General features: G+C 57.1%; 18 protein-coding genes. All 18 read right to left on the reverse strand.

Annotation, left to right across the window (positions count from 1 at the left end; genetic code table 11):
- Window positions 1–3: 3 nt before the first annotated feature.
- The 18 genes from rplB to rplK all read right to left on the reverse strand — a co-directional run bounded on the left by rplB (window position 4) and on the right by rplK (window position 22741).
- The gene (gene rplB, locus XMD517_RS08190; protein ID WP_055187910.1) at window positions 4–846 is read right to left on the reverse strand and encodes a 50S ribosomal protein L2; all 843 of its coding nucleotides are present in this window, start codon (window positions 844–846) and stop codon (window positions 4–6) included.
- A gap of 273 nt (window positions 847–1119) precedes the next feature.
- Window positions 1120–1620: a hypothetical protein gene (locus tag XMD517_RS08195; RefSeq protein WP_173485856.1), complete on the reverse strand. Its 501-nt coding sequence runs from the start codon at window positions 1618–1620 to the stop codon at window positions 1120–1122.
- A complete protein-coding gene (locus XMD517_RS08200; protein WP_173485857.1) occupies window positions 1610–2329 on the reverse strand; it encodes a hypothetical protein in 720 nt (239 codons plus the stop codon). The genes XMD517_RS08195 and XMD517_RS08200 overlap by 11 nt, the downstream gene beginning before the upstream one ends.
- A gap of 393 nt (window positions 2330–2722) precedes the next feature.
- Window positions 2723–3019, reverse strand: coding sequence for a 50S ribosomal protein L23 (locus XMD517_RS08205; protein WP_173485858.1), 297 nt, complete (start codon window positions 3017–3019; stop codon window positions 2723–2725).
- Window positions 3016–3633 carry a 50S ribosomal protein L4 gene (gene rplD / locus XMD517_RS08210; protein WP_173485859.1) on the reverse strand — a complete coding sequence of 206 codons (618 nt, stop codon included), beginning with the start codon at window positions 3631–3633 and terminating at the stop codon, window positions 3016–3018. Before rplD ends, XMD517_RS08205 begins: the two co-directional genes overlap by 4 nt.
- Complete coding sequence (rplC, locus tag XMD517_RS08215) at window positions 3630–4355, reverse strand: 50S ribosomal protein L3 (RefSeq protein ID WP_173485860.1); 726 nt, start codon at window positions 4353–4355, stop codon at window positions 3630–3632. Before rplC ends, rplD begins: the two co-directional genes overlap by 4 nt.
- A gap of 14 nt (window positions 4356–4369) precedes the next feature.
- The gene (gene rpsJ, locus XMD517_RS08220) at window positions 4370–4678 is read right to left on the reverse strand and encodes a 30S ribosomal protein S10 (protein WP_055187900.1); all 309 of its coding nucleotides are present in this window, start codon (window positions 4676–4678) and stop codon (window positions 4370–4372) included.
- Between the two features lie 906 nt (window positions 4679–5584).
- The gene (tuf, locus tag XMD517_RS08225) at window positions 5585–6760 is read right to left on the reverse strand and encodes an elongation factor Tu (RefSeq protein ID WP_173485861.1); all 1176 of its coding nucleotides are present in this window, start codon (window positions 6758–6760) and stop codon (window positions 5585–5587) included.
- 68 nt (window positions 6761–6828) lie between these two features.
- Complete coding sequence (gene fusA / locus XMD517_RS08230) at window positions 6829–8946, reverse strand: elongation factor G (RefSeq protein ID WP_173485862.1); 2118 nt, start codon at window positions 8944–8946, stop codon at window positions 6829–6831.
- A 21-nt stretch (window positions 8947–8967) separates the two neighbouring features.
- Window positions 8968–9438 carry a 30S ribosomal protein S7 gene (rpsG, locus tag XMD517_RS08235; protein ID WP_055187895.1) on the reverse strand — a complete coding sequence of 157 codons (471 nt, stop codon included), beginning with the start codon at window positions 9436–9438 and terminating at the stop codon, window positions 8968–8970.
- Between the two features lie 12 nt (window positions 9439–9450).
- Window positions 9451–9822: a 30S ribosomal protein S12 gene (gene rpsL, locus XMD517_RS08240; protein WP_008331617.1), complete on the reverse strand. Its 372-nt coding sequence runs from the start codon at window positions 9820–9822 to the stop codon at window positions 9451–9453.
- Between the two features lie 291 nt (window positions 9823–10113).
- Window positions 10114–11010: a DMT family transporter gene (locus XMD517_RS08245; protein ID WP_368493331.1), complete on the reverse strand. Its 897-nt coding sequence runs from the start codon at window positions 11008–11010 to the stop codon at window positions 10114–10116.
- A gap of 416 nt (window positions 11011–11426) precedes the next feature.
- Window positions 11427–15695, reverse strand: a complete 4269-nt coding sequence (rpoC, locus tag XMD517_RS08250) for a DNA-directed RNA polymerase subunit beta' (RefSeq protein WP_173485863.1) — start codon at window positions 15693–15695, stop codon at window positions 11427–11429.
- Window positions 15696–15745: 50 nt separating this feature from the next.
- Window positions 15746–19882 carry a DNA-directed RNA polymerase subunit beta gene (gene rpoB / locus XMD517_RS08255; RefSeq protein WP_173486331.1) on the reverse strand — a complete coding sequence of 1379 codons (4137 nt, stop codon included), beginning with the start codon at window positions 19880–19882 and terminating at the stop codon, window positions 15746–15748.
- Between the two features lie 278 nt (window positions 19883–20160).
- Complete coding sequence (gene rplL, locus XMD517_RS08260; RefSeq protein WP_008559766.1) at window positions 20161–20535, reverse strand: 50S ribosomal protein L7/L12; 375 nt, start codon at window positions 20533–20535, stop codon at window positions 20161–20163.
- 72 nt (window positions 20536–20607) lie between these two features.
- On the reverse strand, window positions 20608–21120 hold the full coding sequence (rplJ, locus tag XMD517_RS08265) for a 50S ribosomal protein L10 (protein WP_055187884.1): 513 nt from the start codon (window positions 21118–21120) through the stop codon (window positions 20608–20610).
- Window positions 21121–21615: 495 nt separating this feature from the next.
- Window positions 21616–22314, reverse strand: a complete 699-nt coding sequence (rplA, locus tag XMD517_RS08270) for a 50S ribosomal protein L1 (RefSeq protein ID WP_173485864.1) — start codon at window positions 22312–22314, stop codon at window positions 21616–21618.
- Window position 22315: 1 nt separating this feature from the next.
- Window positions 22316–22741 carry a 50S ribosomal protein L11 gene (gene rplK / locus XMD517_RS08275; protein WP_173485865.1) on the reverse strand — a complete coding sequence of 142 codons (426 nt, stop codon included), beginning with the start codon at window positions 22739–22741 and terminating at the stop codon, window positions 22316–22318.
- Between the last annotated feature and the right edge of the window lie 112 nt (window positions 22742–22853).

The following is a 22853-nucleotide window of genomic DNA, read 5'->3' on the forward strand; positions in this document are numbered from 1 at the left end:
ATCTTAACGACCCTTCTTCTTGGCGTGACGCGAGCGGATGATGAGCTTCGACGACGCCTTGTTCTTGTTGCGAGTGCGCGCACCCTTGGTCGGCTTACCCCAGGGGGTAACCGGGTGACGACCACCCGAGGTGCGACCTTCACCACCACCATGGGGGTGATCAACCGGGTTCATAACAACACCACGAACCGACGGGCGGATGCCTTTGTGGCGCATACGACCGGCTTTACCGTAGTTCTGGTTCGAGTTGTCGGGGTTCGACACGGCACCAACGGTGGCCATGCATTCCTGACGCACAAGACGCAGTTCGCCCGACGACAGGCGGATCTGAGCGTAGCCACCGTCACGACCAACAAACTGAGCGTAGGTGCCGGCTGCGCGGGCGATCTGGCCGCCTTTGCCCGGTTTCATCTCGATGTTGTGGATGATGGTGCCGATCGGCATACCCGAGAACGGCATTGCGTTGCCCGGCTTGATGTCGGCTTTTGCGCTTGCGATGATCTGATCGCCAACAGCCAGACGCTGCGGGGCCAGGATATACGCTTGCTCACCGTCTTCGTATTTCACGAGGGCGATGAATGCGGTGCGGTTGGGGTCGTATTCGATCCGCTCAACAGTGGCGGCGATGTCAAACTTGTTGCGCTTGAAATCAACGATACGATAGAGACGCTTTGCCCCGCCACCACGGCGGCGAGAGGTGATCCGTCCGGTGTTGTTCCGGCCGCCCGACTTGGTCAAACCCTCGGTAAGGGATTTGACCGGACGACCTTTCCACAGCTCCGAACGGTCGATCAGAACCAGCCCACGCTGGCCCGGCGTCGTCGGTTTGTACGACTTAAGTGCCATGCTTTCTGTCTTCCGTTAGCTTGGCGATGCCCCGAGTTTGCCCGAGGTCACCACCTGGTAGGTAAAGCCCCCTGAACGCCATTGGCTGAACAGGTGACCAGGTTAAAGGGCCCTTTTGATCTGGCTTACACCGCACCACGAGGTCCCCGAATTCCAAATATCAAAAGGCCGCAGAACGAATCTGTGGCCTCTCGACTGGTGTGCAGTATCAGGGATGGGGGGAGGTGTCTATAGGGGAGGTGATTATCAAGTTACATCCGCATGCAATTGCGATCAGCCGTTAGCTCCATTCCCTTTCGAACTAGAGGACTTCCTGTTTTCTATCTCCTGCTCAAGGCGGGAAACTTGAATATTCTTAACTTCGAATGGAAGCCAAATAGATAACAAAAAAGCGGCTATCGAAAACCAAGCGAATAGCCCATGCACCCAATAGAAGCTCACGAGGCATTTCGCCTCAATCACTTCAGAGACAACAAGCAAAACAAGCACAAACATGTACAGAACAAAAAGATAGGTCAGCCTCATCAAGCGAAACTGAACATCTTTCGCTTGCTCCCACGCCGTGCGCCATCCCCCCCGGATTAGATTACTAGGATCACCAAGAATGGAGACTGTTGCAAACAGAGACGCAGCCAAAATCGAGAAAATTAAACCAATGTACTCGGAGGGTTTCTCAGAAACACGCAAAGCTTCTCCTGCCCCCAAATAGACCGCTACCGAAGGCAATACCAAAACCGTCACAAGAAAAGGAATTTTCTTTCGATCAATGTTCATTGGGCTCAATCAGTATTTCATCGTCAAGCACGCCCAAATGTTGGAACTGATCCATGGCACTGTGGAGACCATCAAACATTTGAGAACTACTTACGACTTGCCGATTTCCATCAACCTTAAAATCATCTTTCAACCGCACCGAATTTTGAGTTACGCGAAGCCCATTTTTTGTGACAATCGCAAATCCATCATCGATCCCTTCTTCGAGCAGATTCATAGCCATATCGGTCATCATCCTCTTTACGTGAACATCCTTCCAATCAAACCCCGGCCGCAGAACGAAACGTCCCGCAACTTTTGTTGCGGCTTCACGATCTTCATCAGTCAGATCTCTTTGCCAAAGTGAAGCAATAACCCCCATCAATCCAGTTTGCTCGATTGCCCCACCATTGAGTGCATGCTCCAAAGTTTGTTGGAAGCCACTCAAGCCAAGGTCAATTTCGCCAATCCCCTGATCCATTATTTGTCGATACTTGTCTTCATCAAGCGCGGCCTCCAAAAGGTACACTGGATCATCATCATTACCAGAAAACCTCTGGATAAGGTTATTCACGAGGACATTTGCGCGACTGTCTCTCAGAGGAGCATTGTGTGTTGAGAAGATAATATCATCCCCAGAACAAATCAAGAACAGCTGGGAGCGGATAAATTCCTTTTGTTCAGGTGCAGGCTCCTCCCCAACCCTAACGTTCGCAAGCGTTTCCACCACCGCGGCACCAGCTCCCTCTTCGAACACAGCGAGGTGAAGCTACTGCCTCCCATGAACCACTGCATGAGACGCCACCACACAGTCCAACTCTTCCGTATACGGAAATATTGGATGCCCTTCCTCTGGATAACCGTCATTACATTGACCCAGTGCCTGTTCCAAAGTCATCTCGTCACCACGAACATGAGCGGCTCGCCTATAGTGCCCCGTTTTACGCAACTGAAATCTCCAATAGTCTGCATTCTCACTCAACTTAGGAGGGATTTCGGCAAGCGCAAGTCGTTTCAACCACAATAACTCTCCGTCCTCACGATCCGCTAGTCGACCAACAAAAAAGCCCCCCGCAATCGCGAGGGGCTTTTTCAGTTCATGAGCCTACAATCGGCCGCCGGATCAGAGACCGGTGGATACGTCGATTGCGTTGCCCTCTTCGAGGGTCACATAGGCTTTCTTGACGTCTTTACGCTTACCGATCTGACCGCGGAAGCGTTTGACTTTACCCTTGGTGATCGTCGTGTTCACGGCTTTCACCTTCACGTCGAACAGGGTTTCAACGGCTTCTTTGATCGACGGTTTGTTCGCGTCGATTGCCACTTCGAAAACATAAGCACCGTTTTCCGATGCCAGCGTTGCTTTCTCGGTGATGATCGGCTTGCGGATCACGTCGTAGAGTTCTGCTTTAGCGGTCATTTCAGGCGAGCCTCCAGAGCTTCGACACCTGCTTTGGTGATCACCAGGGTGTCACGCTTCAGGATGTCATAGACGTTGGCGCCAATGGTCGGCAGGATGTCCAGGCCTTCGATGTTCTTCGCAGCGCGTGCAAAGTTCTCGTTTACCTCGGCACCGTCGATCACCAGAGCACGTTTCCAGCCCAGGTCCTTGACCTGTTTGGCCAGGGCGGCGGTCTTGCCTTCCGAAGTGGCTTCGTCGATCACAACCAGTTCACCAGCTTTCAGCTTGGCGGACAGGGCGTGCTTCAGACCCAGCTTGCGGAATTTCTTCGGCAGGTCGTGGCCGTGCGAACGCGGCGTCGGACCTTTGTAGATACCACCTTTGCGGAAGATCGGCGCGTTACGGTCACCGTGGCGGGCGCCGCCGGTGCCTTTTTGGCGATAGATCTTCTTGGTCGAGTAGGAGGTTTCCGAACGGGTCTTCACCTTGTGGGTGCCCTGCTGCGCATTGTTGCGCTGCCAGCGAACCACACGGTGCAGGATGTCCGCACGCGGCTCCAGACCAAAGAGGGCTTCGTCCAGTTCAACCGAACCGGCTTTGCCGCCATCGAGTTTGATCACGTCAAGTTTCATGCTTCACCACCTTCCGCAGGAGCTTCCTCGGCGGGAGCTTCGGTTGCAGCAGTTTTCAGAGCAGCCGGGAACGGAACGTTCTCGGGCAGCTTCTTTTTCACGGCGTCTTTCACGGTGACCCAGCCACCTTTCGAGCCGGGCACAGCGCCCTTGATGAAAACGAGGCCACGGTCGGCATCGGTTTTCACAACCTCGAGGTTTTGCGTGGTCACACGGACGGCACCCATGTGGCCGGCCATTTTCTTGCCTTTGAACACGCGGCCCGGGTCTTGACACTGACCGGTCGAACCGTGCGAACGGTGGCTGATCGACACACCGTGGGTGGCGCGCAGACCACCAAAGTTGTGACGCTTCATGGCACCGGCAAAACCTTTACCGATCGAAGTGCCTGCCACGTCCACTTTCTGACCTTCGACAAAGTGCTCAGCCGAGATTTCGGCGCCCACTTCGATCAGGTTTTCGGCGGGAACGCGGAATTCCACCAGCTTGCGCTTGGGGGCCACGCCAGCTTTGGCATAGACACCGCGCATCGGCTTGGAGGTGCGTTTTGCTTTTGCTTCCCCGGCACCCAGCTGAACGGCGGTATAGCCGTCAGTTTCGATGGTGCGCTGAGCAACAACTTGCAGATTGTCCAGTTGAAGAACGGTCACAGGGATCTGTTTGCCGTCTTCCATGAAAAGGCGGGTCATGCCAACCTTTTTAGCGATTACACCAGAGCGCATCTTAGATACCCTCCTTAAACCGAAATCTGGACGTCAACGCCAGCAGCCAGGTCGAGCTTCATCAGCGCGTCCACGGTCTGCGGGGTCGGGTCAACGATGTCGAGCAGACGCTTGTGCGTACGGATCTCGAACTGATCGCGGGATTTCTTGTCGATGTGAGGACCACGGAGAACCGTGAATTTCTCAATCTTGTTCGGCAGCGGGATGGGCCCGCGAACCTGTGCACCAGTCCGTTTGGCGGTGTTGACGATCTCTTGCGTGGAGGCATCCAGCACGCGATAGTCAAACGCCTTCAGACGGATACGAATGTTTTGGCCTTGCATAGCATTCGCCCTTTCAGGCTAGGAGTTGATAGGACGACAGGTGGCTCATTCCCCCTGCCCTCGTCGAACCCAATGTGAATTTAAGGTCGTTCCAGATTGGCCATCAGGCAAAACCGAATCTTCCCCATTGCAAATTCACAATGCGAACCCGCGCGATATACGGGGGAATGGGGCCTGTGGCAAGAAGAAAAGCCGCGAAAAAAGGAAACTTCCAGTGGACATTTTCAGGCCCGACCGAGCGGAGTCCCCACATCTCCAACATACCTCCAATTATTAACTAACTTGTGGTATTCACTAAGGCCCCACCTTAAGAAACACACCATAAAGTTGTTTCACCCCCTTGAACTGAACGCTAAAAGTTATAACTAATTATTGCTTTTAACAATCAAGGTATAGACGATGAGCAAAACTTACAAACCGGGCGAAATTGCCCCTGGATCTGGGCAGGTAGAAATAGTTGGTCCACGCGGAGGTAAAACTGGCCAAGAACGCACTACCGTAAAGGGAAAGCCCCTTCCTCCAACCCCCAAACCCGGCCAATCTTATAAGCCAGTAGATGGCACCAAAAACAAAAGTGGGTTTGGCAAGAAGTAAAGGTGGATTTGACCTAATTGCGTAATAGCAAAGCTTATGGAGAGCCTCCAGCGACAATAGGGTCTCTCTAAAAGCAATAGGTGTTTGACTGGTTTCCTCCACATTTGCGGCGATCGGACACATGCGCAGCACGGGCCACGCCCTACCCTCGGGGGCAGGGGTGGCCCTTCTGTAATGCCCTACCCGTTGTGCTCAACGCGAAAAGGGCGCCCCAGGGGGCGCCCTTTCCACTTATCTGTTGATTGGCTTTCGGCGATTTGACGTCGTCAGTTCACCTGTCGCCCAGATCAAATTTCCCGAGGAAATTTAATCTTACTCAACGATTTTCGACACAACGCCGGAACCAACGGTGCGGCCGCCTTCGCGGATGGCGAAGCGCAGTTTTTCTTCCATTGCGATCGGGGCGATCAGTTCAACGTTGAACTTCAGGTTGTCGCCCGGCATCACCATTTCGGTGCCTTCCGGCAGCTGAACGGTGCCGGTCACGTCGGTGGTGCGGAAGTAGAATTGCGGACGGTAGTTCGCGAAGAACGGGGTGTGACGGCCGCCTTCTTCTTTGGTCAGGATGTAGACCTCAGCTTCGAACTTGGTGTGCGGGTTAACCGAACCCGGCTTACACAGAACCTGACCACGCTCAACTTTCTCACGGTCGATACCGCGCAGCAGAACGCCAACGTTGTCACCAGCTTCACCGCGATCCAGCAGTTTGCGGAACATTTCAACACCGGTACAGGTTGTGGTCTGGGTGTCTTTCAGGCCAACGATTTCGATCGAGTCGCCAACGTTGATCACGCCACGTTCCACACGACCGGTCACAACGGTACCACGGCCCGAGATCGAGAACACGTCTTCGATCGGCAGCAGGAAGTCACCGTCAACCGGGCGATCCGGGGTCGGGATGTATTCGTCAACAGCGGCCATCAGCTCACGGATCTTGTCTTCACCGATTGCGTTGTCACGGCCTTCCATGGCGGCCAGCGCGGAACCCGCGATGATCGGCATGTCGTCGCCCGGGAAGTCGTATTCGTTCATCAGTTCACGAACTTCCATTTCAACCAGCTCAAGCAGCTCTTCGTCGTCAACCTGGTCAACTTTGTTCATGAAGACAACCAGAGCAGGCACACCAACCTGGCGGGCCAGCAGGATGTGCTCGCGGGTCTGCGGCATCGGGCCGTCAGCAGCGTTCACAACCAGGATACCACCGTCCATCTGGGCGGCGCCGGTGATCATGTTCTTCACGTAGTCAGCGTGACCCGGGCAGTCAACGTGGGCGTAGTGACGGTTCTCGGTCTCATACTCAACGTGAGCGGTCGAAATGGTGATCCCGCGGGCTTTCTCTTCCGGCGCGCCGTCGATCTGGTCGTAGGCTTTGAAGTCACCAAAATACTTGGTGATCGCTGCGGTCAGTGTCGTCTTGCCGTGGTCAACGTGACCAATGGTGCCGATGTTTACGTGCGGTTTACCGCGTTCAAACTTTTCCTTAGCCATGATGGCCTCCTTTTAAATTGGTCCGGACGGGGCCACCCCCGCCCGGTTTTCTGTGTGGGGAAAAACGCTTACGCGTATTTCGCCTGAATTTCGTCCGAGATGTTCTGCGGAACCGGATCGTAATGCGAGAACTGCATGGTGAACTGCGCACGGCCCGAAGACATGGAGCGCAGGGTGTTGATGTAGCCAAACATGTTCGCCAGCGGCACGTTTGCATCGATTGCAATCGCGTTGCCGCGCGGCTCTTGACCAGACACCTGACCACGACGCGAGGTGAGGTCGCCGATGATGCCACCGGTGTACTCTTCAGGCGTGATCACTTCCACTTTCATGATCGGTTCCAGCAGTTTGGCGCCAGCCAAACGCATGCCTTCACGCATACACATACGGGCAGCGATTTCGAAGGCGAGAACCGAGGAGTCCACGTCGTGGAACTTACCGTCGACCAGGGCAACCTTGAAGTCGATCACGGGGAAGCCGGCCAGCGGGCCGCTATCCATAACCGAGTTGATGCCTTTTTCAACACCCGGGATGTATTCCTTCGGAACGGCACCACCAACGATGCGGCTTTCGAACGAATAGCCTTCGCCAGCTTCAGTCGGCATGATTTCCATTTTGACTTCAGCATACTGACCCGAACCACCCGACTGTTTCTTGTGGGTGTAGGTGTGCTCGATCGCTTTCGAGATGGTCTCGCGATAGGCAACCTGCGGGGCACCGATGTTGGCTTCCACTTTGAATTCGCGCTTCAGACGGTCCACCAGGATGTCGAGGTGAAGTTCGCCCATGCCCTTCATGATGGTCTGGCCCGATTCCAGGTCAGTTTCCACGCGGAAGGACGGGTCTTCAGCGGCCAGACGGCCCAGACCTTGCGACATTTTCTCTTGGTCAGCCTTGGTTTTCGGCTCAACCGCGATCTCGATCACCGGATCCGGGAAGGTCATGGTTTCCAGAACCACCGGGTCGTTGGCGGCACACAGAGTGTCACCAGTGGTGGTGTCTTTCAGACCTGCCAGCGCGATGATGTCGCCTGCGAACGCTTCGGTGATTTCCTCACGGTCGTTCGAGTGCATCATCATCATACGACCAACGCGCTCTTTCTTACCTTTGGTCGAGTTCAGGAGCGTGTCGCCCTTGTTCAGGACACCCGAGTAGATGCGGGTAAAGGTCAGCGAGCCAACGAAGGGGTCGTTCATGATTTTGAACGCCAGAGCCGAGAACGCCATGTCGTCGTCCGCGCGACGGGCAATGTTACGCTCTTCGGTTTCGTCACCGGGTTTGAAGCCCATGTAATCCACAACGTCCAGCGGGCTGGGCAGATAGTCGATCACAGCGTTGAGCAGCGGCTGAACGCCTTTGTTTTTGAAGGCGGACCCACCCAGAACCGGAACGAAGTCCAGCGCCAGGGTGCCTTTGCGCAGCAGTTTGCGCAGGGTCGGCACGTCGGGTTCGTTGCCTTCCAGATAGGCTTCCATCGCGTCGTCGTCTTGTTCAACGGCGGCTTCGATCATCTTCTCGCGCCACTCGTTGGCCATGTCCGACAGGCTGTCACGGATCGGTGCTTTGATCCACGATGCGCCAAGGTCTTCACCCTGCCACAGCCACTCTTCCATGTTGACCAGATCGATCAGGCCTTCCAGCTCGGTTTCTGCACCGATCGGAATGCCAACCGGAACAGCGCGGGCGCCGGTGCGGTCTTCGATCATGCGAACGCAGTTGAAGAAGTCTGCGCCGATCTTGTCCATCTTGTTGACGAACACCATGCGCGGAACCTTGTAGCGGTCAGCCTGACGCCACACGGTTTCGGTCTGGGGTTCAACACCGGCGTTGGCGTCCAGAACACAGACGGCACCGTCGAGAACCGCCAGCGAACGCTCAACTTCAATGGTGAAGTCAACGTGGCCGGGGGTGTCGATGATATTCATCCGGTGCTTGGGCGTGTCGGCGGTTTCACCGTCTTCGGTGCGTTCCCAGAAGGTGGTGGTCGCAGCCGAGGTGATGGTGATCCCGCGTTCCTGCTCCTGCTCCATCCAGTCCATGGTGGCTGCACCATCGTGCACCTCACCAATGTTGTGGGACTTGCCGGTGTAGTAAAGGATACGCTCGGAACAGGTGGTTTTACCTGCATCGATGTGAGCCATGATACCGAAGTTGCGGTACAGCTCGAGCGGATATTCGCGTGCCATGGTGTTCGTCCTTCCTTGGCGTTACCAGCGGTAATGGCTGAACGCTTTGTTGGCGTCGGCCATTTTATGGGTGTCTTCGCGTTTCTTAACAGCAGTACCGCGCGAGTTCACGGCATCCAGAAGTTCACCGGCCAGGCGCTCTTCCATGGTGTTTTCATTGCGGGCACGGGCCGCTTTGATCAACCAGCGGATGGCCAGGGCTTCGCGGCGCTCGGGGCGCACTTCAACCGGAACCTGGTAAGTTGCACCACCAACGCGGCGCGAACGAACCTCAACCGAGGGTTTGATGTTGTCGAGCGCTTCGTGGAACAGCTCCACCGGGGCGCGCTTGACTTTGTCTTCGATGCGATCCAGCGCATTGTAGACAATTTTCTCTGCAACCGACTTTTTGCCGTCGATCATCAGGTTGTTCATGAATTTCGAAAGAACTACATCACCATATTTGGCGTCGGGCAGTACTTGGCGCTTCTCAGCGGCGTGACGACGAGACATATCAGACTCTCCTTACTTCGGACGCTTGGCGCCGTATTTCGAACGACGTTGCTTACGGTCTTTGACGCCTTGGGTATCCAACACACCACGCAGAATGTGATAACGGACACCCGGAAGGTCTTTCACACGACCGCCACGGATCAGAACAACCGAGTGCTCTTGCAGGTTGTGGCTTTCACCGGGGATGTAGGAGATGACCTCGTAGCCGTTGGTCAGGCGAACCTTCGCAACTTTACGCATAGCCGAGTTCGGCTTTTTCGGGGTCGTGGTGTAAACGCGGGTGCAAACGCCGCGCTTTTGGGGGCAAGATTCCAGGTGCTGCGACTTGGAACGCTTGACTTTGGGCTGACGCGGTTTGCGGATCAGCTGTTGGATCGTTGGCATAGGGCTCGTTTCCCGTTTCTCAACTTCGTCTACGCAAGGCCGGGGCCCCACGCGGTTAAATCTTCTTCGCATGACAGGATCATGACGATCCTCACAAAGCGAAAATCCGCGAGCGTTTCCTTACCGAGGCAAACGTCGCGGTTGGTTCACAGAGGGCCGGTTCTTCAAAGCAGTTCCGGTCTTGATCCCACAATTCCTGTAAGTGCGCAGGGGTCTCCCCCTTTGCTGGATGCTCCCGCGTATAAACAGAGTCGCCCCCCCTGTCAACAGCACGCCCCTACTTGGCCGCTGTCACACCGCCCTGCCCCCGTTTGCGCAGCTGACGGCCGCCAAACGCTCGCGATATAGGGTGAACAATCCCGTGCCCACCACAATCGCGGCCCCCAGCAGCGTGACCCCATCCGGCCAGTCGCCAAAAATCAACAGCCCGGTGATCAGCGCCACCACCAACCCCGCATAGCGAAACGGCGCGATGAACCCAATATCCCCCACCCGCATCACCAAAACCGACAGCAGATATCCCATCGTGATGAACCCCGCCGCAAGAACCAACAGGCCCGCCGAAGCCGCATCCACCCCAGACCAGTCCTCACCGATGGACAGGAGGGAAAACCCCACAGTGATGGCAATGGCGGTCAGGAACGCCACCGTCGTGGACGGGGTTGCCGGATCCATCCGCCGCACGATCAGGTCACGCAAAGTGATCAGCGCCACCGCCGCCAGTGCATAAATCGACCAGACCGAAAACCCCTCGCCCCCCGGCTGGACAATCAACAAAACACCGACAAATCCCACAAGGATGGCCACAAGGCGCCGCCAGCCAAGCGGCTCCCCCAAAACCGCCCAGGCCGCCAGCGCTACCGTCAGCGGCAGCGCCTGTATGATCGCTGTCACATTGGCAATCGGCATGTTGTAAAGCGCGGTCAGAAAACAGTAGGTCACAGTGATTTCGGCCCCGGCGCGCAATCCGATCAACACCCATTCACGCCAGGGCAGGTTGAAGCGAAGGACCCCCAGATAGCGCCCGACGACATACATCAAAGCCACCGCAATCACCCCGCGCAGTGTCACGGTCTGCCCAAGCGGCATCCCGTCCAGCATCAGCTTCACACACACGTCGTTCAGCGTGTAGCAGGTCATCGCCGCGGTCATGAACACCGCGCCTTTCATATTGTCGCTCAGGGCCATTACACGATCCTTTTTCAGACTGTTAAAGCGTTTCCAGTTCTTGTTGGATCACGCAATAACTGGAAACGCCCACCATCCTTGCAGGGTGCGCATCGTTTCCACATCACGCTGTTTCAACGTAATATGGAAGCGCTTTAACAATCCATCCCCTTGCACGCCAGCCCAATCACGACGGTTCCTGCCCACCGCGTCCGGTCGGAATTGGCCTTCCCCGCGCCTCCTTTTCCTTGTTTCAAATATCTCGGGGTGAGCGGCCTCGCCGCGAGGGGCAGCGCCCCTCTTCACGCCCGCCAACCGCACCCGGCCCGTCCCCCTTACGAAAGCGGGCACAGTCCCCGGAGAGGACACATCCCCCATAGAAAAAGCCCCACCGAAAGGCGGGGCTTTTTGCATGTTTTCAGGTTGGATCACCCAGATCAGGGCTGCTCGTCGCCACCCATTTCCGGGGTGTCGATCAGGCCGAGGTCATCTTCCTCAACATCCGAACCGAACACAGTCGCGGCGTCCTCGACCGGTGCGGCAAGCATCGCGGCCTGTTCGGCCTCGGCGCGGGCCTCTTCGATCACCTTGTTGTCGCGGGCCTGGGCCACGCGGCGCACGTCCTGGGTGGCCCCACCGGTCCCGGCCGGGATCAGGCGACCAACGATGACGTTTTCCTTGAGGCCAACCAGCTTGTCGCGTTTGCCCTGGACCGATGCCTCAGTCAGAACACGTGTGGTCTCTTGGAACGAGGCGGCCGAAATGAACGACCGGGTCTGCAGCGACGCTTTGGTGATGCCAAGCAGGATCGGTTCACCCGATGCCAGGCGACGCCCTTCGCGCGATGCTTTCTCGTTTGCCGCGTCAAACTCGGCCTTGTCCACATGTTCGCCCTTGAGCAGCGTGGTCTCACCCGAATCCGAGATCTCCCACTTCTGCAACATCTGGCGCACGATCACTTCAATATGCTTGTCGTTGATCTTCACGCCCTGCAGACGATACACGTCCTGAACTTCGTCGATCATGTAGTTGGCCAGGGCCTCAACGCCCATAACAGCCAGAATATCGTGCGGCGCGGGGTTACCGTCCATCAGATATTCGCCCTTCTGGATGAAGTCACCTTCCGCAACCGGAATGTGCTTGCCCTTGGGCACCATGTATTCGACCGCCTCCTGGCCTTCTTCAGCCGGCTCGATCGAGATGCGACGCTTGTTCTTGTAGTCGCGGCCAAAGCGCACGTAACCATCAATCTCAGCGATGATCGCGTGATCTTTCGGACGACGGGCTTCGAAAAGTTCGGCAACACGCGGCAGACCACCGGTGATGTCCTTGGTCTTCGACCCTTCGCGCGGGATCCGTGCGACGATGTCACCGGCTTTCACCGACTGACCATCTTCGACCGACAGAATGGCATCCACCGACATGGTGTAGGCCACCGGGTTGCCCGCGTCATTGCGCACGGGTTCGCCGTTTTCGTCCACCACGATGATTTCCGGCTTCAGCTCGTTGCCTTTCGGCGCAGCACGCCAGTCGGTCACGATTTTCTGCGTCATGCCGGTGGCGTCATCGGTTTCGTCCCGCACCGAGATCCCGGAGGTCAGGTCGAGGAACTTGGCCTTACCATCTTTCTCGGCGATCACCGGAAGGGTGAACGGGTCCCATTCAAACAGCTTGTCACCACGCGACACGGCGGCCCCGTTCTTGACAAACAGTTTCGCACCATAGCCCGGTTTGAAGGCCGCCCGTTCCACGCCGTTGTCATCGACAATGGCAACAACCATGTTGCGGCCCATGACAATGGTGTCGCCGTGGCGATCTTCCAGGATATTGGCATTGCGATACTCGATCTTGCCTTCCTGGTTGGCTTCCTGGAACGACTGCTGGCCACCTTGTGCAACCCCACCAATGTGGAAGGTCCGCATGGTCAGCTGCGTGCCGGGTTCACCAATCGACTGGGCTGCGATGATGCCGACGGCTTCGCCCACGTTCACGCGGGTGCCGCGGGCCAGGTCACGGCCATAGCAGTTGGCGCAGACGCCTTCTTCTGCCTCACAGGTCAGCGGGCTGCGAATGCGCACGGCAGCGATGCCGCTTTCTTCGATCGTGTCGGCCTTGCGTTCGTCGATCAGCTCGCCTTTGGCGACCATCACTTCGTCCGTGCCCGGCTTGATCATGTCTTCGGCCGCCACGCGACCCAGAACACGTTCGCCCAGCGACGACACAACTTCACCGTCATTCACGGCCGCTTCCACGGTGATCGCGTTTTCGGTGCCGCAATCCACTTCGCGCACGATGCAGTCTTGTGCCACGTCCACCAGACGGCGGGTCAGGTAACCGGAGTTTGCGGTTTTCAGAGCGGTATCCGACAGACCCTTACGGGCACCGTGGGTCGAGTTGAAGTACTCGAGCACGGTCAGACCTTCTTTAAAGTTCGAGATAATCGGCGTTTCGATAATCTCGCCCGACGGTTTCGCCATCAGGCCGCGCATCCCGCCCAGCTGTTTCATCTGCGTGACAGAACCACGCGCACCGGAGTGGGCCATCATGTAAACCGAGTTCGGTTCCATTTCGGCGCCATTTTCGTCGCGCTTATTGGCCGAGATGGTGCCCATCATCGCGTCGGTGACCTTGTCGTTACATTTCGACCAGGCATCGACCACCTTGTTGTATTTCTCGCCAAGGGTGATGAGACCGTCCATATACTGCTGCTCAAAACCCTTCACCTGGTCACGGGTTTCGTCGACGATTTCCCACTTGTTGTCGGGGATAACCATGTCGTCTTTACCGAACGAGATGCCCGCCTTGAACGCTTCTTTGAAGCCCATGGACATGATCTGGTCACAGAAGATAACCGACTCTTTCTGACCGCAATACCGGTAGACGGTGTCGATGACCTGCTGCACTTCCTTCTTCCGCAGAAGACGGTTCACCAGCTCAAACGGGGCTTTGTTGTTCTGCGGCAGCAGAGCACCAAGACGGATCCGGCCCGGCGTGGTTTCAAAGCGCGTCATCACGGTGTTGCCTTCGGCGTCCACCTGCGGGATGCGGGCGGTAACCTTGGCGTGCAGATGCACCTCACCAGCGTCGAGCGCGTGGATCACTTCGTCCACGTCAGCAAAGACCATGCCTTCGCCTTTCATGCCCTCACGCTCCATCGAGATGTAGTAGAGGCCAAGGATCATATCCTGCGACGGAACGATGATCGGCGCGCCGTTGGCGGGCGACAGAACGTTGTTGGTCGACATCATCAGAACACGGGCTTCCAGCTGGGCTTCCAACGAGAGCGGCACGTGAACAGCCATCTGGTCACCGTCGAAGTCAGCGTTGAACGCCGAACACACGAGCGGGTGCAGCTGGATCGCTTTGCCTTCGATCAGGACCGGTTCAAACGCCTGAATGCCAAGACGGTGCAGCGTGGGCGCACGGTTCAGCATGACCGGGTGTTCGCGGATCACCTCATCAAGGATATCCCACACTTCGGGACGTTCTTTTTCCACCAGTTTCTTGGCTTGCTTCACCGTGGAAGACAGGCCCTTGGCTTCGAGACGCGAATAGATGAACGGCTTGAACAGTTCCAAGGCCATCTTCTTCGGCAGACCACATTGGTGCAGCTTGAGTTCCGGGCCGGTCACAATGACCGAACGACCCGAGAAGTCGACGCGTTTCCCCAAAAGGTTCTGACGGAAGCGACCCTGCTTACCTTTCAGCATGTCCGAGAGCGATTTCAGCGGACGCTTGTTGGCGCCGGTGATCACGCGACCGCGACGGCCGTTGTCAAACAGCGCATCCACAGATTCCTGCAGCATCCGCTTTTCGTTGCGCACGATGATATCGGGCGCACGCAGTTCGATCAGACGCTTCAGACGGTTGTTCCGGTTGATCACGCGGCGATAGAGATCATTGAGATCCGAGGTCGCGAAACGGCCCCCATCCAGCGGCACCAGCGGGCGCAGTTCTGGCGGGATCACCGGCACAACGGTCATGATCATCCACTCGGGACGGTTGCCCGATTCAAGGAACGATTCAACGATCTTCAGACGCTTGATGATCTTCTTGGGCTTCAGCTCGCCGGTGGCCTCAGACAGGTCAGCGCGCAGCTGCTCGGCTTCGGCTTCCAGGTCGATCTGGCTCAGCATCTCACGGATGGCTTCTGCACCGATATTGGCGGTGAAGGCGTCCATGCCGTAAGTGTCCTGGGCATCCATGAACTCTTCTTCGGTCATCAGCTGACCGTAGGTGAGGTCGGTGAGGCCCGGTTCGATCACCACGTAGTTTTCGAAATAGAGGATGCGTTCCAGATCACGGAGCGTCATGTCCAGCATCAGGCCAATGCGCGACGGCAGCGACTTGAGGAACCAGATATGTGCCACGGGGGCGGCCAGTTCGATGTGGCCCATACGCTCGCGGCGGACCTTTTGAAGGGTCACTTCAACACCACATTTCTCGCAGACAACGCCGCGATATTTCATGCGCTTATATTTGCCGCAAAGGCATTCGTAATCTTTGATCGGGCCAAAGATACGCGCACAGAACAGGCCGTCACGTTCGGGTTTGAACGTGCGGTAGTTGATGGTTTCGGGTTTCTTGATCTCACCATAGGACCAAGACAGGATCCGTTCCGGGCTGGCCAGCGACACCTTGATTTCGTCGAAAACCTTCGGCGGGGTCAGCGGGTTGAACGGGTTGGTTGTCAATTCCTGGTTCATTTTGCGTTCCTTTTTCTAAGGGGAAGGGTGGGAGGGGTAAGGCGGGCGCCTTACTCCTCACCCTCCGCATCCAGGAGTTCCATGTTGAGGCCGAGGCCGCGGACTTCTTTGACAAGAACGTTGAACGATTCCGGCACGCCGGCTTCGAAATTGTCCTCGCCTTTGACGATGCTTTCATAGACTTTCGTCCGGCCAGCAACGTCATCCGATTTCACCGTCAGCATCTCTTGCAGCGTGTAAGCCGCGCCATATGCTTCCAGAGCCCAGACCTCCATCTCACCGAAGCGCTGGCCACCGAACTGCGCCTTACCGCCCAGCGGCTGCTGGGTAACAAGCGAGTACGGCCCGGTCGACCGCGCGTGGATCTTGTCATCCACGAGGTGGTGCAGTTTCAGCAGGTATTTCACACCCACCGTCACCTTGCGCGAGAACTGTTCGCCGGTGCGACCGTCAAACAGGACCGACTGGCCCGAGGTGTCGAAACCAGCGCGCTCTAGCGCGTCGTTCACGTCAGCCTCTTTCGCACCGTCGAAGACCGGCGTTGCAATCGGCACACCACGGGTCACATTTGATGCAGCATCCACCAGCGCGTCTTCTTCCAGCCCGGCAAGGCCTTCTTCGTAGACGTCTTCGCCATAGGCGATGCGCATGGCTTCGCGCACCGGGGTCAGATCGCCGGAGCGGCGGTATTCACCCAGGGCTTCATCCACGTTCAGACCCAGACCGCGTGCGGCCCAACCCATATGGGTTTCAAGGATCTGACCAACGTTCATCCGCGACGGCACGCCAAGCGGGTTCAGACAGAAGTCAACCGGGGTCCCGTCAGCGAGGAACGGCATGTCTTCCATCGGCACAACCTTGGAAATAACACCTTTGTTCCCGTGACGACCGGCCATCTTGTCGCCCGGCTGCAGCTTGCGCTTCACGGCGATGAAGACTTTGACCATCTTCATCACACCCGGCGGCAGGTCGTCGCCACGACGCACTTTCTCGACCTTGTCTTCGAAACGGTGCTCAAGCGCGCGTTTCTGGGTCTCGAACTGTTCGTTCAGGGCTTCCACGATCTTGGCGTCATCCTCGTCCTCAAGGGCGAGCTGCCACCACTGACCGCGCGACAGGGTTTCAAGCAGTTCTTCGGTGATGGTCGAACCGGCTTTCACGCCTTTCGGACCTTTCACAGCCACTTTGCCAAGGATCATGCCCTTGAGGCGCGCATAGATGTTGCGCTCAAGGATATTCAGCTCGTCATCGCGGTCGCGGGCAAGGCTTTCGACCTCTTCACGCTCGATCTGCAGGGCACGTTCGTCTTTTTCCACACCATGGCGGTTGAAGACACGCACTTCCACAACGGTCCCGAAATCACCCGGTTTCACACGCAGCGAGGTGTCGCGCACGTCCGAGGCTTTTTCGCCGAAGATGGCGCGCAGGAGTTTCTCCTCCGGCGTCATCGGGCTTTCGCCTTTGGGGGTGATCTTACCAACCAGAATGTCGCCCGGTTCCACATCCGCACCGATGTAAACGATGCCGGCCTCATCGAGGTTGCGCAGCGCTTCTTCACCGACGTTCGGAATGTCGCGGGTGATCTCTTCCGGCCCAAGCTTGGTGTCACGGGCAGCGACTTCGAACTCTTCGATATGGACCGAAGTGAACACGTCGTCACGCGCGATGCGCTCGGAAATCAGGATCGAGTCTTCGTAGTTGTAGCCATTCCAGGGCATGAACGCGACAACCACGTTTTTACCCAGAGCCAGTTCGCCCATATCGGTCGACGGGCCGTCAGCGATCACTTCGCCTTTCGACACTTTGTCGCCCACCTTCACCAGCGGACGCTGGTTGATACAGGTGTTCTGGTTCGAGCGCTGGAACTTGCGCAGACGATAGATGTCCACACCAGCGTCGCCCAGGGCCAGGTCTTCTGTGGCGCGCACAACGATCCGGGTGGCATCCACCTGGTCGATCACGCCGCCGCGCTTGGCCTGAATGGCCGCGCCCGAGTCGATCGCAACCTTGCCTTCGATACCGGTGCCCACAAACGGAGCTTCGGCGCGCAGGAGCGGCACGGCCTGACGTTGCATGTTCGAGCCCATCAGAGCACGGTTGGCGTCGTCGTTTTCAAGGAACGGGATAAGCGAGGCCGCCACTGACACCAGCTGTTTCGGCGACACGTCGATCAGGTCAACGCTTTCGCGCTGCGCCATGGTGTATTCGCCCGATTTACGGGTGTTCACCAGCTCGTTCTCGAAACGGCCTTCCTCGTCCAGATGCGCGTTGGCCTGAGCCACGGTATGACGCATCTCTTCGGTGGCGGACATATAGTTCACCTCATCGGTGACCTTGCCATCCACAACCTTACGATACGGGGTTTCGATGAAGCCGTATTTGTTCACGCGGGCAAAGGTGGCCAGCGAGTTGATCAGACCAATGTTCGGCCCTTCCGGCGTTTCAATCGGACACATGCGGCCATAATGGGTTGCGTGAACGTCACGCACCTCAAAGCCAGCACGTTCGCGGGTCAGACCACCCGGCCCAAGCGCCGAGAGACGGCGTTTATGGGTGACTTCCGACAGCGGGTTGGTTTGGTCCATGAATTGCGACAGCTGCGAAGAGCCGAAGAATTCGCGAACAGCCGCCGCCGCCGGTTTGGCGTTGATCAGGTCCTGCGGCATGACGGTGTCGATCTCGACCGACGACATGCGTTCCTTGATCGCGCGCTCCATACGCAGAAGGCCCACGCGATACTGGTTTTCCATCAGCTCGCCAACGGAACGCACACGACGGTTGCCGAGGTGATCGATGTCGTCCACGTCGCCTTTGCCGTCGCGCAGTTCCACCAGCGCCTTGATGCAGGAGATGATGTCTTCGCGGCGCAGCGTGCGCTGGGTGTCTTCGGCATCCAGATCAAGACGCATGTTCATTTTCACGCGACCAACGGCCGACAGGTCGTAACGCTCTGAATCGAAGAACAGCGTGTCGAAGAGGGCAGACGCCGCTTCAACCGTGGGCGGCTCACCCGGGCGCATCACGCGATAGATATCCATAAGCGCGGTTTCGCGGCTCATGTTCTTGTCGCTGGCCATGGTGTTGCGGATATAGGCGCCAACATTGACGTTATCGATATCCAGCACCGGAATGTCGGTGAAACCGGCATCCAGCAGCTCTTTCAGCGAGCCACCGATCAGTTCGCCGTCCTTGTCGTATTCCAGCGTCAGCTCGTCGCCGGCTTCCACATAGATCGCGCCGTTTTCTTCATTGATGATGTCACGGGCGACAAAGCGGCCAACGATGCTGTCAAACGGCACCAGAAGGTTGGTGACTTCACCCGATTCCATCAGTTTCTTGACGGCACGTGGGGTGATCTTTTTGCCAGCTTCGGCAATGACTTCGCCAGAGGCAGCATCGACCAGATCCTGGGTCGGACGGGTGCCGGCCACACGCTCGGGGAAGAACTTGGTAACCCACCCCTTGTTCTTGTCGAGCTTGTAGTTGACGGTGTCGTAATAGGCGTCACAGATGCCTTCCTGGTCCAGACCCAGCGCATACAGCAGGGTGGTCACAGGCAGTTTGCGGCGACGGTCGATACGGGCAAAGACGATGTCCTTGGCGTCGAATTCGAAATCGAGCCAGGAGCCGCGATAGGGAATGATGCGGCAGGCAAAAAGCAGTTTGCCCGAGGAGTGGGTCTTGCCTTTGTCATGGTCAAAGAACACGCCCGGCGAACGGTGCATCTGAGACACGATCACGCGCTCGGTGCCGTTCACGACAAAGGTGCCGTTCGGCGTCATCAGGGGCATATCGCCCATGAACACGTCTTGTTCCTTGATGTCTTTAACCGACTTCGCACCGGTATCTTCGTCGACATCAAATACGATCAGACGCAGGGTCACCTTCAGCGGCGCCGAATAGGTCAGGTCACGCTGCTGGCATTCTTCCACGTCGAATTTCGGCGTTTCCAGTTCGTATTTCACGAACTCGAGAATGGCGGTTTCGTTGAAATCCTTGATCGGGAAAACCGACTGGAACACGGCGTTGATGCCTTCGCCGTCCATCGGCTGGGGCTGATCGCCGGATTTGAGGAAAAGATCGTAGGATGCTTTCTGAACCTCGATCAGGTTCGGCATCTCCAATACTTCACGGATTTTACCGTAGTATTTACGCAAGCGTTTTTGGCCAAGATAGGTCTGCGCCATCCGGTAACTACCTTTCATGTTCTCAACTGATGCGCCGACCGTCGGGTCCCCGGTGACGCCTCGTCCGAGATTGGGGGGGTGGACCAATTCATGGAAACCGTCCCAAAGGTTTCCTCCCGTCCGAACCTTTCCCAGGAGAGGGGCCTGCATCGCGGACGATCAGGCCGTTTTCACGAGGCCGCGAATGGCCCCTCTCCAAGACAGGTTCGGCTGGACCCGGATCTCTCCGGGCCCAGCCAGTATTTGCAAGGGCATATGCGCCCTTAAAAGCGTAAAGCTTAGGCCAGTTCGACTTCGGCGCCAGCTGCTTCCAGCTTGCCTTTGATGTCTTCTGCTTCGGCTTTGTCCACGCCTTCTTTGATCTTGCCGCCAGCTTCGACCAGCTCTTTGGCTTCTTTCAGGCCAAGACCGGTGATGCCGCGAACTTCTTTGATCACGTTGATTTTCGAAGCGCCGGCGTTCTTCAGAACGACGTCGAATTCGGTTTTTTCTTCCTCAGCGGCGCCACCAGCGTCGCCACCAGCGGCCATAACAACAGCGCCACCAGCAGCCGGCTCGATGCCGTACTCGTCTTTGAGGATGGTTTTCAGTTCTTGTGCTTCCAGCAGGGTCAGACCAACGATGCTTTCGGCGAGTGCTTTCAGATCAGCCATTTTACTGTTTCCGTTCGATTTAGATGTGTTCCAACGTGTAAGGGGTATCCAGACACGGGGATTTCAGTTTGCTTATGCAGCTTTCTCTTCGATGGTCGAGAGAATGGATGCGATGTTCGAAGCAGGTGCGCCAATGGCCCCAGCGATGTTCGAAGCAGGTGCGCCAATGCAGCCCACGATCGAAGCGATAAGCTCTTCACGCGACGGCATAGCGGCAACGGCTTTCACACCAGCCAGATCCAGAGCGGTCTCGCCCATTGCACCACCAAGGATTTCCAACTTGTCGTTGGTCTTGGCGTATGCGTCCATCACCTTGGCAGCAGCCACAGGATCTTCGGAATAGGCAAGAACGGTCATGCCCGAAAGGAGGTCGGCGATCGAAGCGGCCGGCTTACCTTCCAGAGCGATTTTGGCGAGCCTGTTCTTGGCAACACGCACCGACCCGCCAGCTTCGCGCATTTGCGAACGCAGGTCTTGCATTTCAGCAACTGTCATACCCGTGTAGTGGGCAACCACTACAACGCCAGAGCTTTCAAAGATTTGGCCGAGTTCGTCGACCAGCTTCTCTTTTTGTGCTCTATCCACAGTTTCACTCCAAGTATGGGGGGCAAGCCCCCCGGCTCATATTTCACCAGATTTTCATGAGAAAACCCGGCAATCGGGTCCTTTACGGGTCCTTCGCAAAATCGCCCCAGGGCTGAGCCAGCCAAGAGAATTCTTTTGTCCATTTCCCGTCTCAGGCAGGAATTATGATCCTTGCGCATCCCATGGGGGCCAACCTGGGCCGCCCCCATCTGATCCGCCGGGGTCACCCACCGTCTCGGACGAAATGCAAAACAGCGCACGACGAATCGCACGCTGGGTTGCAAGTGTGTCTTAGAGGGTTCGGGCTGGTTTTCCAACCCCTAATCGGGCGCAGGGATTCCCCCCGCCCTGCTCTCATTCCTGAAAACCCTAACACAAGATTACGGCCAAAGCAAAAGGGCGCCCCGAGGGACGCCCTTTCGTAATCTTTTCCGGCCTTCCGGTCGCGATTGCGGGCAATCGCTTTCCCGGGGGCAGAATTCTTACGAATTCGCCTTAGTTGCCGGTTGCGTTGTCGATGTCCAGCGTGACGCTCGGACCCATGGTCGAGGTCAGAACGACCTTTTTCATGTAAGCGCCTTTGGCGCCGGTCGGCTTGGCTTTCTGCACGGCACCCACAAAGGCGCGCACGTTTTCAACCAGCTTGGCTTCGTCGAAGGACACTTTGCCAACGCCTGCGTGCACAACACCGCCTTTTTCGGCTTTGAACTGCACTTCACCACCTTTGGCGGCTTCCACGGCGGCTTTCACATCCATGGTCACGGTGCCAACCTTGGGGTTCGGCATCAGGTTGCGCGGGCCGAGGATCTTACCCAGGCGACCAACAACCGGCATCATGTCCGGGGTTGCAATGCAGCGATCGAAATCGATGTTGCCGCCCTGGATCGACTCCATGAGGTCTTCGGCGCCAACGATGTCTGCCCCAGCGGCCTGAGCTTCTTCAGCTTTCGGGCCACGGGCGAAGACAGCAACGCGCATGGTTTTGCCGGTGCCGTTCGGCAGGCCAACCACACCGCGCACCATCTGGTCTGCGTGACGGGTATCAACGCCCAGGTTCAGGGCGATTTCCACGGTTTCGTCGAACTTGGCCGAAGCATTGCCCTTCACCAGAGCAACAGCATCTTCCACGGTCAGGTTTTCTTTGCCGGCGAATGCTTCGCGAGCGGCTTTGGTGCGTTTACCCAGTTTCGCCATCTTACTTCACCTCGATGCCCATGGAGCGGGCAGAGCCCAGGATGATCTGCATTGCGGCGTCGATGTCGTTCGCGTTCAGATCTTTCATTTTCGCTTCGGCGATTTCTTTCACCTGAGCGGCGGTCACCGAACCCACGGTCTCACGACCCGGGTTGTTGGCACCGGATTTCAGCTTGGCAGCTTTTTTCAGGAAATAGGACGCGGGCGGCGTCTTGATGTCCATGGTGAAGGACTTGTCCTGATAATAGGTGATCACGGTCGGGCACGGGGCGCCTGCATCCAGTTCCTGGGTCTTCGCGTTGAAGGCCTTGCAGAATTCCATGATGTTGATGCCGCGCTGACCCAGCGCGGGGCCGACGGGCGGCGACGGGTTGGCTTGACCTGCAGGAACCTGCAGTTTCATGGTGCCAGCTACTTTTTTAGCCATTTGGCTTCTCCTTTAACAACAGCTCAGGGACGCGTCCCCTTGCCTTTCATTGCCGTGGTCCGGTGCCGGGCCGCGACCCTTTCCCTTCCACGCAAAAGAACACGCCCGGATG

Origin of the sequence: Aliiroseovarius sp. xm-d-517, from assembly GCF_013283135.1 — a bacterium.
Taxonomy (GTDB): domain Bacteria; phylum Pseudomonadota; class Alphaproteobacteria; order Rhodobacterales; family Rhodobacteraceae; genus Aliiroseovarius; species Aliiroseovarius crassostreae.

Bases quoted from the DNA above. Each gene is read 5' to 3' on its own strand.
- rplB (WP_055187910.1), bottom strand. From the start codon at position 846: ATGGCACTTAAGTCGTACAAACCGACGACGCCGGGCCAGCGTGGGCTG.
- XMD517_RS08195 (WP_173485856.1), bottom strand. From the start codon at position 1,620: ATGAACATTGATCGAAAGAAAATTCCTTTTCTTGTGACGGTTTTGGTA.
- XMD517_RS08205 (WP_173485858.1), bottom strand. From the start codon at position 3,019: ATGACCGCTAAAGCAGAACTCTACGACGTGATCCGCAAGCCGATCATC.
- rplD (WP_173485859.1), bottom strand. From the start codon at position 3,633: ATGAAACTTGACGTGATCAAACTCGATGGCGGCAAAGCCGGTTCGGTT.
- rplC (WP_173485860.1), bottom strand. From the start codon at position 4,355: ATGCGCTCTGGTGTAATCGCTAAAAAGGTTGGCATGACCCGCCTTTTC.
- rpsJ (WP_055187900.1), bottom strand. From the start codon at position 4,678: ATGCAAGGCCAAAACATTCGTATCCGTCTGAAGGCGTTTGACTATCGC.
- tuf (WP_173485861.1), bottom strand. From the start codon at position 6,760: ATGGCTAAGGAAAAGTTTGAACGCGGTAAACCGCACGTAAACATCGGC.
- fusA (WP_173485862.1), bottom strand. From the start codon at position 8,946: ATGGCACGCGAATATCCGCTCGAGCTGTACCGCAACTTCGGTATCATG.
- rpsG (WP_055187895.1), bottom strand. From the start codon at position 9,438: ATGTCTCGTCGTCACGCCGCTGAGAAGCGCCAAGTACTGCCCGACGCC.
- rpsL (WP_008331617.1), bottom strand. From the start codon at position 9,822: ATGCCAACGATCCAACAGCTGATCCGCAAACCGCGTCAGCCCAAAGTC.
- XMD517_RS08245 (WP_368493331.1), bottom strand. From the start codon at position 11,010: ATGGCCCTGAGCGACAATATGAAAGGCGCGGTGTTCATGACCGCGGCG.
- rpoC (WP_173485863.1), bottom strand. From the start codon at position 15,695: ATGAACCAGGAATTGACAACCAACCCGTTCAACCCGCTGACCCCGCCG.
- rpoB (WP_173486331.1), bottom strand. From the start codon at position 19,882: ATGGCGCAGACCTATCTTGGCCAAAAACGCTTGCGTAAATACTACGGT.
- rplL (WP_008559766.1), bottom strand. From the start codon at position 20,535: ATGGCTGATCTGAAAGCACTCGCCGAAAGCATCGTTGGTCTGACCCTG.
- rplA (WP_173485864.1), bottom strand. From the start codon at position 22,314: ATGGCGAAACTGGGTAAACGCACCAAAGCCGCTCGCGAAGCATTCGCC.
- rplK (WP_173485865.1), bottom strand. From the start codon at position 22,741: ATGGCTAAAAAAGTAGCTGGCACCATGAAACTGCAGGTTCCTGCAGGT.